This window comes from Phenylobacterium sp., from assembly GCF_004799395.1.
In the GTDB taxonomy this organism is placed as follows: domain Bacteria; phylum Pseudomonadota; class Alphaproteobacteria; order Caulobacterales; family Caulobacteraceae; genus Phenylobacterium.
Genome location: NZ_SSMZ01000198.1, coordinates 1 through 11,340 on the forward strand (window position 1 = coordinate 1; position 11,340 = coordinate 11,340).

Consider the following 11,340-nt stretch of genomic DNA (forward strand, 5'->3'; position numbering starts at 1 on the left):
TGCCCGTCCATTTGCTGCCGTTCCACTCGATGACCGGCTTCTGCGGATTCCACGCCTTGCCGGTGAGGTCGGCGCTGGCGCGGTTGTACAAGATCCGCCGATTGGCTGGCCAGGACCACGCCCAGTTCGGCGCCAAGCCCTGCTCGCGGGGATCGGTGGCGTCGCGCCGGACCATCATGTTCCCCTTCTCGGTGAAACTGCCCGAGAAGATCCAACAGCCTGACGTGGTCGTACCGTCGTCGCGCAGTTGCGCGAACCCGTCCAGCAGTTGGCCGGCGTGCTGCGTGACCGCCCCGGTGGCGTCCGTGATGTCCGCCAGCGCCCGGCCGTTCATGTCCTTGGCCAGCTCCTCCGGATCCGGATCGGTCGGATTGGTGTAGGTCCAGGTCAGGTTGACGATCGGATCGGGGAAGGCGCCGCCGTCCTTGCGGTACATCTCTCGCATGCGGTGGAAGATGCCCGACATGATCCAGATGTCGGTCTGCGCCTCGCCCGGCGGATTGGCCGCCTTCCAGTGCCACTGCATCCAGCGGGACGAATTGACCAGCGAGCCGCTCTCCTCGGCAAAGCAGCTGGTTGGAAGTTGGAAGACTTCGGTCTGGATCTTGGAGGGATCGGACGGGTTTTGCGGGCCGAAATTCTCCCAGAATCGCGAGGTCTCGGTATCCAGGGGATCCATAACCACGAGATATTTCAGCTTGCTCAGGCCCCGGCGGATCTTGTTCCGGTCAGGAAAAGCCTGCATTGGGTTGAAGCCCTGGCAAATATAGCCGTTCATCTGTCCGTTGTTCATCATCTCGAAGGCTCGGATGATGTCGTAACCACCGCCATCGAATTTCGGAAGCCAGTCGTAGGCCCAATCATTGTCGGCGCGCGCAGAGTCTCCGTAGATCGCCTTCTGTAAGCTGACGAAGAACTTACCGTAATTCTGCCAATAGCTGACCTGTCCGGGGCGAAGCGGCTTATATTCCCGGGTCGCCATATATTGCTCGTAGGTGACCTCGGTCTCCTTTGGCAGCAGCAGGTATCCCGGCATTGAGGTCGACAGCAGACCCACATCGGTCAAGCCCTGGATATTGGAATGGCCACGCAGGGCGTTCATTCCGCCGCCAGCCACCCCGATATTGCCGAGCAACAGCTGGATCATCGCCATGGCCCGAATATTCTGGGAGCCCACCGAATGCTGGGTCCAACCAAGGGCGAACAGGCTGGTCAGCGCTTTGTCGGGCGCCGCTGTGGTGGCGAACAGCGCGCAGATCTCCAGGAACTTGTCCTGCGGCGTGCCGCAGATGCGCGACACCATCTGCGGGGTGTAGCGATCCACGTGCTTGCGCAGCAGGTTGATCACACAGCGCGGATCCTGCCAGCTATCGTCGACCTTGGCATAGCCTTGGCCGTCGATCTCGTAGTCCCAGCCGGTCCTGTCGTAGCTGTGAGTGTCTTCCTTGTAGCCGGTGAACAGCCCGTCCTGGAAGTCATAGCCCTCCTTCACGATCAGGCTGGCGTTGGTGTAGGCCCGCACGTAGTCGTGGTGGATGAGGTCCTTCTCGAGCAAGTAGCGCATTGCGCCGTTCAGGAAAGCGATGTCGGTTCCCGGGCGTATTGGCGCGTAGACATCGGCGACCGACGCCGTGCGCGTGAAGCGCGGATCGACCACGATCAGCTTGGCGTGGTTTTCGATCTTGGCTTCGATGACCCACTTGAATCCGCAGGGATGGGCCTCAGCGGCGTTGCCGCCCATGACCAGAACCACATTGGCGTTCTTGATGTCCTGCCATGTGTTGGTCATCGCTCCTCGACCGAATGTTGGAGCCAGACTGGCCACCGTCGGTCCGTGTCAAACACGCGCCTGATTGTCGAAGACCAGCATCCCGAACGAGCGGGCCACCTTCCAGGTTAGGTAGGCGGTCTCGCTCGAGGAGGCCGAGGCCGCCAGCATGCCTGTGCTGATCCAGCGATTGACGGTGGTCCCGGCCGCGTTCTTGGCGATGAAGTTCGCGTCGCGATCCTGCTTCATCAGCGTGGCGATGCGGTCGAGCGCGAAGTCCCATGAGACGTCCTTGAACTCGCTGGACCCAGGCGCGCGGTATCTGGGGGCCTTCAGGCGCGTAGGCGCATGGACGATGTCGAGCAGTGCGGCGCCCTTCGGACAGAGCGTGCCGCGGTTCACCGGGTGATCCGGATCTCCCTCGATATGCATGATGTTGGAGGTGGCGTTCTTCGCCTTGTCGCCAAGCGTGTAGATCAGGATGCCGCAGGCGACGGAACAGTAGGTGCAGGTGTTCCGCGTTTCGGTGGCGTGGGTCAGCTTGAACGGACGCATCGAGTCGGCGAGCGCGGGGCCTGCGGCTGCAAAGCCCAGCGCGCCCAAGCTCGAGGCGGCCAGGCCCGCCCCGGTGAGCTTGATGAAACCTCGACGACTGAGGGTCCCTGTCATGGGCGGGCCACTTGCTCCGGCGAACCGACCTCGCGAATGCGCCAATTAAGGCACGTTCGACGGCGCAGATCGACCTCTAAAAGCACGCGGAACCAATCGCCAGGCGCGGGGTCAGGTTCCGCACTAACTGGCGCGCGTCATTCCTGGGCGATCTCCTCGATCTTCAAGCGCAGGCCACGAGGGTCGAAAAAGTCAGCGTGCTTCAAGAGCGAGCGATCGGCCTCAAGGTGGCGCATCAGCGACTGCAGTCGGTGGCGCGCGACCTGATCTCGCACCAGCCCGGCGCGGTCGGCCTGATAAAAGGCCGCGCCGTTCCAAGCTGTTCCCGCGCCGGCGAACATCTCCACGATGTCCGGCCAGCGCGTCTCGTCGCCGATCACGTGTAGGTAGGACGAGCGCAGGAGTCCGGCTGTGGTTTCGCCGATCTCCACAAGCACGATCAGGACGGTGAATTCGCCGACCCTGGCAAAGGTCTCGACCAGCCACTCGTCGAAATCCGTCGCGTAGTCGGCTGTCATCAGGACCCGCTCCGGGGCGGGGATGGCGGAAGAGAATGGGAGTCGAACCCACCTGGGACAGGCTCGCTGCCCCACTCGGATTTGAAATCCGAACGCCCCACCGGGGACGATGCTCCTCCCTGCGCATGGCTGGATGAAACCATGACCGGGCCAAACAGGTCCAGTCGGTGAGGATTTAAGCGCCGCAAGTCCGCCTTGCGCAGAGTGACGCCGTGACGGTCGAAGAATTCGAGGATCTGGATGGCGACCTTGCGCCCGTTTTCGAGGCGGTCGCGGAATTGCGAGGCGCTGAAGGCCCCGCCGTCCGCACGGCCCGCCTCCTCCAGGCCGATGGCGACCATCTCGCGCACCGTCGCGCGCAGGAAGAAATGATCCGGCGCGATCTCGTCGGCCCAGCCGAGCCGACCGGCAAGCTTGAGCAGCCGGCGCACGTCGCCCTCCATGCGCCCGCTCGCGTGGGCCAGGTCGCGCACCCGCGGCGGGCGAAACCGCTCCGCGCCGCCCAGTCGCGGGGCGAGCAGAGCCCAGGCGGTTTCGTCCCCGGGCGCCAGCCGCACTGTGTGGCTGGCCAGGCGGACGAAGGCGCCGTCCAGCACCAGTTCGCCCGCGCCAGCCAGCCGCTGCAAGGCGGCGATGAAGATCCGCGGCGCCAGCCGCGGTTGCAACTGCAGGCGCAGGTTTTCGCGTCCGAGGCCCTGCAGGTCGGGGTTCTCGCGGTGAAAGGTGGCGAGCCTTTCGATGAGGTCCGTCGCGAACTTGCGCCAGCGCGTGGGTGAGAGGGCCACGGCGGCCGGGCCGGCTTGCAGCTGGATCAGCCCCGATTGCGCGACCAGTTGCTCGCCCTGGGTCGCGGTCAGAGCATGGTCGCGGGCGAACGCCGCCAAATCCCAGGCGAAGGGCGGGGCGTCCAGCAGGGCGGAAAAGGCTGCGGCCGAATCGGGCAGAGCCAGCGCTGCGAGCTGTCGCCGACGCTCGGGCGTGCGCCGTCGCCGCGGCGGGCCACGTAGATCGATGAAACGGCCGCCGCCGATTGTGCGCTGGGCGGACACGTCACGCAGCACAAAGCGATCCTGCAGCGCAGCGGCGATCGGTTGTTCGAGCACCAGCTGGACGTCAGCCTCCTGGCCGGGCTCGATGGGGGGGCCCAGGAGGACGATACGGGCGCCGACCTCGGCTGCAGCATGATGCAGCCGGACGGGGAGCCATTGGCCGATCGCCTTGGCCTCTGCGCCCAGCACGCGCAGCCTGGCGTCGATGCGGTCTGTCGGGGCGTGCAGGGCGGGATCGAGCACGACGTCGCCGCGGCGCACGGCCTCCTTGGAGACGCCGACGCCAGTCAGATTGAGCGCGCAGCGCTCGCCGCGCCGGCCGATTTCGGCCTGCCGGTTTTGAGCGTGCAGCGAGCGCACCCGCGCCGGCAGGCCCGACGGGCTGATGAGCAGCTGATCGCCCACCTGCACCGCCCCCGACAGCACTGTGCCGGTGACGACAACACCGACGCCGTGCAGGGTGAACGCCCGGTCCACGGCCAGCCGGAACCGGGTTTCGGCGGACCGCTGCGCCGTGGCCTTGGCTGCGGCCATCAGATGGCCGCGCAGCGCGTCGAGGCCCTGGCCGGTCACGGCGGACACGGGCAAGGCGTCGGTTGCCGCCAGCGCGGTTCCGGCCAGCGCGGGTCTGAGTTGGGCCGCGACTTCTGCGAGGCGCTCGGGCCCCGTCAGGTCGGCCTTGTTCAGCACCACCAGCCCCTGTTCGACCTGCAGCAGGTCGAGGATCGCCAGGTGCTCCAGCGTCTGCGGCTTTACGCCCTCATCGGCGGCGACCACCAGAAGGGCGAAATCGATACCCGTCGCGCCGGCCAGCATGGTGCGCACGTAGCGCTCGTGGCCCGGCACGTCGACGAAGCCAAGCACCTGGCCGTCCGTGGTTGGCAGATAGGCGAACCCAAGGTCGATCGTGACCCCGCGCACCTTTTCCTCCTTGAGACGGTCGCAGTCCACGCCGGTCAGCGCCTTGACCAATGCGGTCTTGCCATGATCGACGTGACCGGCCGTGCCGATGATCATCGGCACGGCCCCGCAAGACGCCGCCCCGCTGGATGCTTACCCCAAGGCATGGCTATCCAGTCCGCAGAGGGAGGCGACAAACGCGGCCTCGTCAGTCAGGCAGCGCAGGTCCAGGATCAGCCCGCCGTTCTCCATCCGTCCGATCACCGGCCGGTCAAGCGCGCGCAGCGCCGCCGCCAATCGTTCCAGCGCCCGCGTCCCTCGGCGCGATCGAATGACCAGGCCGCCGCTGGCCAAGGTGTCCAGGGGCAGGGCGCCGGAGCCAATCTGGCTGTGGCACTCGCATGGCGCCACGCTGAAAACCACCCCGACCGCCCGCGCCACGACGGGCGCCAGACGCGCTGCCTGGGTCGCGATCTCCGCATAGGGCCGGACCAGCAACCGCAAGGTCGGCAGGCGTTCGGCAAGCCGGTCTGGGTCGCCGTAGAGCTCAAGCGTCGCTGCGATCGCCGCCAGCCGGACCTTGTCGATACGCAAGGCGCGCTTCATGGGATTGGCGTTTATGGCGGAGATCAGGGCCTTGTCGCCGACGATGAATCCGGCCTGCGGCCCGCCCAGCAGCTTGTCGCCGGAAAATGTCACGATCCCGGCCCCTTCCGCGACCGCCTCGCGCACCGTTGGCTCCCGCTGCAGCCCATAGCGCGCCAAGTCCACCAGCGTGCCGGAGCCGAGGTCATGCATCAAGGGGACGCCGACACTCCCAGCGATCGCCGCGAGTTCCTCGGCGCCGACCTCAGCGGTAAATCCCTGGATGCGGTAGTTGGAGGTGTGGACCTTGAGGATCACCCCGGTTTCCGGGGTCACGGCAGCGCGATAGTCCTTGGCGTGAGTGCGGTTGGTGGTCCCGATCTCCACGAGCCGCGCGCCGGCCCGCTGCATGATATCCGGCATCCGGAACGCCCCGCCGATCTCGATCAGCTCACCGCGTGAGACGATGGCCTCACGGCCGTCGGCCAGGGTGTTGAGGGCCAGCAGCACTGCGCCGGCGTTGTTGTTGACGAGGGTGGCGTCTTCCGCCCCAGTCAAGTCGCAGAGCAGCCCCCGGACATGGTCGTCGCGCTCGCCGCGCCGGCCAGATCGTAGGTCATATTCCAGGGCCATCGGATCACGCATGGCCGCAATCGCCGCCTCGATCGCGGCTTCCGCCAACAAGGCGCGGCCCAGATTGGTGTGCAGGACCGTGCCGGTGAGGTTGAACAGCGGCCGCAGCTCAGAACGCGATTGGGCTTCCAGTCGGGCGAGTGCGGCGATCGCCAAATCCTCGGTCGTGGGCGCCGATGGCGCTCCGCCGGCTATAGCCTGGCGCGCCTCGTCTAGGACCGCGCGAATGGCGTAAGTGGCGGCCTGGCGGCCGAATCGATCGGCGAGTGTGGTTGCGAGAGGCGTCTTCAGGACCGCGCTGACGGACGCCAGATCGCGCAGCCGTGCGGGGTTCGGCGCCTCCAGCGCCGCAGCGGGCGATGCAGATTGGTCCGACATGGCTTCCAATCCCGGCCGTTACAGGACCGCGCCGGCCGATGGCGCGAAGTTATCGCAGCATGGCACGAACCTCGCAATTTGGACCAGCGGGCAACGTGACTGGCGCCAGACACGTCAGCATTGTCAGACCAAATACGCGTGAAATCTTCTTTGGCCGCCCATCGGTATTTGATCGGCGGCTCTCGTCATCTGGATCTAGTTGCTGACGTCGAGGACGCTTCGACGTCTGTGCAGCCGGCCCGCTACTTGCCAGGCGCGGCCTCGGCGACCTCCACCGGAGGCCATTTGATCCCCAGCTGATCCAGATAGGTCGGGTATTTCTTCGGATCGTAATAGTACTTCCGCATCTCGGGCCGGAAGCGGGCCATGATGTCGGCGTTGATCTGGATCTGCGGCTTGTCATCCGCGGCCAGCATCGGGATGTAGTGCTGATCCTTGTTCTGGACGTCGGTGAAATAGGCCTTGGCGCTGACCAGCAGATCGGGCCGGGTTAGCAGGTCCAGCACGGTCATAGCGACGGCCTTCGACCCGGCCAGCACCCCCTTGTGCGCCACCGGCGTCGCCATGGAGATGGCGTTGGCCCAGTTGTGCCCCGGCAGCCCGGGGATGTTGGAAGGGTAGCGGATGGTGATCGTCGGCATGATCCAGGAGATGTCGCCAATGTCGTCCGACCCGCCGCTCTCCGGCTTCTCCTTGGGCGGCTCCAGGCCCTTCAGCTTGGTGTCCAGCCCCTTCTGTTCAGCGCTCACGGTCTTCTGCACGGCCTTGGCGAAGGCCTGTTCCTGAGGCGTCCAGGTCGGCAGGCCGATCTTTTCGATATTGGCCTCGGCGGCCTCGGCCATCGGCCGGTTGAAGTGTTGCGGCGCGGCCGACCCGATCACGTGATGCTCAACCGTGGTGTCGGTCATGTCGGCCGCCGCCTGGGCGATCTTGTTGCCGATCTCGTAGTTCTTCTTGATGCTGGCGAAGCTCTGTTCACGGAAATAGTACCAGACGGCCGCCTCCGACGGCACCACGTTGGGCTGGTCGCCGCCGTCAGCGATCACCCGGTGGGATCGCTGCTCCGGCAACAGATGTTCGCGCCGGAAATCCCAGCCGATGTCCATCAATTCCACGGCGTCGAGCGCGCTGCGTCCGCGCCAGGGCGCGCCGGCCGAGTGGGCGGATTCGCCGTGGAAGAGGTACTTCACCGACACCAGGCCCGTGCCCATCGGCTGGCCCCAACTGGTGACGAGATTGTCGCCCACATGGGTGAAGATGGTGGCGTCCACGCCCTTGAACACCCCGTCGCGGACCATATAGGCCTTGCCGCCCACCAGCTCCTCGGCCACGCCGGGCCAAAGGACCAGGGTCCCGGCGATACCTTCTTTCTGCATGATGTCCTTGACCGCCAAGGCTGCGACGACATTCACCGCCTGCCCGGAATTGTGTCCCTCGCCGTGGCCCGGCGCACCGGGAACCAGGGGGTCATGGCGGGGGACTCCCGGCTTCTGGCTGGCTTTGGGGATGCAGTCGATGTCGCTGCCGAGCGCGATGGTCGGGCCGCCTTTTCCGTTGGTCCAGGTAGCGGTCCAGCCGGTGGGCAGGCCGGCGACCCCGCGCACGATGGTGAAGCCGTTCTTTTCCAGGAGATCGGTCAGGTACTTGGAGGTCTCCACCTCCTGGTAGCCAAGTTCGCCGAAGGAGAAGATTTGATCGACCATCACCTGGGCGAGCTTCGCCCGAGAGTCGACGCCGGCCATAGCCTGTGTCTTCAGCGCGGCGAGCTGGTCTGGGCTGACCGCCCCGGCGGCCCATGCCGGCTGAGATAGCATCACCGTCATCCCGGCAGCGGCCGCCAATAGCTGCATCTTCGAAATCGTCATCTGGAATCGCCCCCTCGCGAAGATCGCAAGGGGCCACGCTTCCGCGCCACCGCCAACTGCATTTGTGGACCGTGGCTGGCGGCGCCTATTCCCGCGGCGCCGCCAGTCCAGCGTTCGGGAGTTTAGGTTCAGGCTTAGTCAGGTTAGCCGCCTGAGCGGCGATGCAGTCAGGCCAACGGCAAGTTGTCTGCGGTCAGGCGCAATCTGCCCAATCCAAACCTGGCTCTAGCCCATGACCTCACGCCACTCCGCCAGTTCGGCTGAGCATCGTTTGGGGTAGAGGTCTCGACTGATTAGGTAGCGTTCCTGACTGAAGTGGTGACCGCCCGCTGTTTTGCAATCGTAGCTGAATTGGCGATCTTCTGGATCTCTTCGATAGCGGCCGTCACCGCCTCGGGATTGATGTGATGGATTTGGTGACTGGGGCCTTGGGCGAGCCGGTTCTGGCCGCGCGCAGAGAGGGCAGCCCTTTTGTTGTGTGTGAATCGGCGAGGGGTCACGACCGCCGATCGGCGAGCTAACGATATGAATTGCGTCACGCGGCGGAGGGCAATTCGCGACGCCGATTCACACGGCTGAGCCAACGGGGCAAATCGACCCCATCCCGGTCATCGCTCCGAATTTTGAGGACGACATGTTGCGGCGTCGTCCTGACGCTGAGCAGAATGGTCGAACGTCAAGATCGATGTGATGAACCGCCTACTCTGCGCGGAAGGAAATCCTGCCGTGCTGACGGACACCGCAAACAGCAATGGGTGGGAACCCCCTCTCAAATTTGAGGAATATCTCAAGGCGATGCTGCCGCCTCGGGCGCGCATTGCATATCTTCACCATCGAAATCTTCGGAAGGGCGAACCGGAATTACGCCTCGTTTCGATCCTGGCTGACAAGAAGCGGGTTTCGATCGACGTGGGCGCGAATAAGGGTGTCTATTCGTACGCGCTGCTGGCTCACAGCAAATTGGTGCATGCATTCGAGCCGAACCCGAAGCTCTTCCGCGTCCTAAGCAGCTGGGCTTCCGGTCGGGTCGTGCTCCACCCAGAAGCTCTAAGCAACGTCTCGGCGCCTGCCGATCTCCTAGTCCCCAGAAGCGCAAACGGATTCTCCAACCAGGGCGCCTCGCTCAGCGCCACCAAGGTCAGCGGTGACCACCGTAAGGTGGTCGTGCGCGCCGTGCGTTTTGACGAGCTCGGGATCCGCAACGTGGGCTTCATGAAGATCGACGTCGAAGGCTTCGAAAGAGAGGTCCTGGAGGGGGCCACCGACACCCTGCGTCGGGACCGCCCCAATCTCTTGATCGAGATGGAAGAGGCCCACACTGGCGTGCCGATCAGCGAAATGGTGAAGACGGTCACCGGCTATGGGTACAATTGTTTCGCGCTGGTGCGTGGCACCCTGACGCCCTTCGCGCGCCTTGATACGGAGAAGCACCACCGACGTCCGGAGTGCCGCGACGACTACGTCTTCAACTTCATTTTCCTGCCGAGCTAGTTTCCATCCATAGATATGAAGCCGTGAATCGGCATGGGGTCGCGACTCCGATCGGCGAGCTAACGATTTGAATTCGCTTACGCGGCGGTTCGCGCCGAAGCTGGCGCTTCACCTTTGGATCATGGACTACGCCAAGCAGGAGGCGCGCCCGGTTGCTGGTAAGCGTCGTTCCCGAACCACGTCGGCCTGAACTCAGGGTTTGATCGTGTTTGCGGCAGTGGCCTTTGCCAGGTTTCGGCGGTGGCGGTGCTGGCAGTCTAACGGCAATTTGTCTCCAGCAGCCGCAAGTCCCCCAAACCCAAACTTGGCCCTAGCCCATGGCCTCACGCCACTCGGCCAGGGCGGCAGACTGCGTCCTCTAGGGACCGCGGCAAAGGGGGTCAAAACAAGAGCCCCGGCCGTTGCGGGCCGGGGCTCTCGCCTTGGATCAGTCCTGAGGCGGTGGAGCCGCCCCGGGAAAAGCTATCACGCGACCGCGGCCTGGCGGCGGCGGCCGCGGACCATGGCCCCGATCCCGCCGAAGCCCAGCAGCATCATCGCCCAGGCGGCCGGTTCCGGCACGCCGGTGTCGCTCACCGGCAAGACGCCGCCATAGACGACTAGGTTGCGGCCGTTACCGAACTGGTCGGTCACGTCGCCATTGGTGCTCAGCGCGCTGAAGACGCCTGCGCCACCAGTGTCCATCAGAAAGAAGGACAGTTGATAGACGTCGTTGGTGGTCGTCGCGATCGCCTGCCACATGACGTCATAGTCCTGCACGCCGCCGTCGACGTAGCAGTTGGACGGGCCCGTGCCTGGGTCGATCCCGCAATAGCCTTGGACGTGGCCGCCGAACCCGGCGCCGAACGTATTATTGAGATAGCTCCAGCCGGACGGGACGGCGTTCAACGGCCCAGCCTCGAAATCACCGTTGGTGACCAGCTCTCCGCCCGGGGTCGTCATGTCGGTCAGGCTGACGTTGTCCATCAACAGGAAAGCCGGATCTTCGCGAAACGCGAAGCTCAGGTTGGTCAGGTTCGACGTCGCGGTGAAATCGACTGTGTACTGAGTGTAGCTGGTCGGGATCGCCGTCCCGTCCAGGTTCAGGATCACCGGGCCGCTCGGCGGCGGCTCGTTTGTTTGCGCGAAGGCGGCCCCAGCCGTCAGGATCGCGGCTGTCGCGGCGACTCCCGCCAGAATTGCTTTGAAGTTCATTTTCCGTACCCCATCTTCCGCATCGGGACGCTACGGAAACTGCGACAAACGCGCTCATACCCGAACTTCCGAATTCACCTAACGACTCGTAACTTCGTTCGGTCAAGCGGACTCGCTCCCCGGGAGAATATCACTCCGGGAGATGTCTCTGGCGCCCCCATTGCAGCACCCCAACCCACACCACGGAAACGCGCTCGGGTAGCCTGTCCTATGGACCGCCATGGGCCGAAGGGACGAGCGGCTCGCAACTCGTGCCGGTAATGCCCGTGACTTCAATGGCCTTGGGCGTG

Annotated in this window: 6 protein-coding genes, 1 tRNA gene and 1 pseudogene; 1 reads left to right on the plus strand and 7 read right to left on the minus strand. The window is 64.8% G+C overall.

From position 1 onward, the window contains the following. The 6 genes and pseudogenes from fdnG to E8A12_RS12870 form a co-directional block, all read right to left on the minus strand. The coding region (gene fdnG / locus E8A12_RS12845) for a formate dehydrogenase-N subunit alpha (RefSeq protein ID WP_293369311.1) at positions 1-2,437 on the minus strand (2,437 nt) is incomplete at its 3' end. A 137-nt stretch (positions 2,438-2,574) separates the two neighbouring features. Then, positions 2,575-2,955, minus strand: a complete 381-nt coding sequence (locus E8A12_RS12850) for a hypothetical protein (RefSeq protein ID WP_293369312.1) — start codon at positions 2,953-2,955, stop codon at positions 2,575-2,577. A 23-nt stretch (positions 2,956-2,978) separates the two neighbouring features. Continuing rightward, positions 2,979-3,074: transfer RNA gene (locus E8A12_RS12855), tRNA-Sec, on the minus strand. Between the two features lie 114 nt (positions 3,075-3,188). Further along, a pseudogene (gene selB / locus E8A12_RS22795) lies at positions 3,189-5,021 on the minus strand (selenocysteine-specific translation elongation factor); the annotation flags it as partial. Between the two features lie 36 nt (positions 5,022-5,057). Further along, on the minus strand, positions 5,058-6,500 hold the full coding sequence (selA, locus tag E8A12_RS12865; protein ID WP_293369314.1) for an L-seryl-tRNA(Sec) selenium transferase: 1,443 nt from the start codon (positions 6,498-6,500) through the stop codon (positions 5,058-5,060). 242 nt (positions 6,501-6,742) lie between these two features. After that, positions 6,743-8,350, minus strand: a complete 1,608-nt coding sequence (locus E8A12_RS12870) for an amidohydrolase (RefSeq protein WP_293369317.1) — start codon at positions 8,348-8,350, stop codon at positions 6,743-6,745. Positions 8,351-9,055: 705 nt separating this feature from the next. Here E8A12_RS12870 and E8A12_RS12875 point away from each other — a divergent pair. Beyond that, entirely contained in the window at positions 9,056-9,856 is an 801-nt protein-coding gene (locus E8A12_RS12875) for an FkbM family methyltransferase (RefSeq protein ID WP_293369315.1), read from the plus strand. A gap of 465 nt (positions 9,857-10,321) precedes the next feature. On the opposite strand, the gene E8A12_RS12880 is transcribed toward E8A12_RS12875, so the two are convergent. Further along, the gene (locus E8A12_RS12880) at positions 10,322-11,050 is read right to left on the minus strand and encodes a PEPxxWA-CTERM sorting domain-containing protein (protein WP_293369316.1); all 729 of its coding nucleotides are present in this window, start codon (positions 11,048-11,050) and stop codon (positions 10,322-10,324) included. Positions 11,051-11,340: the final 290 nt, after the last annotated feature.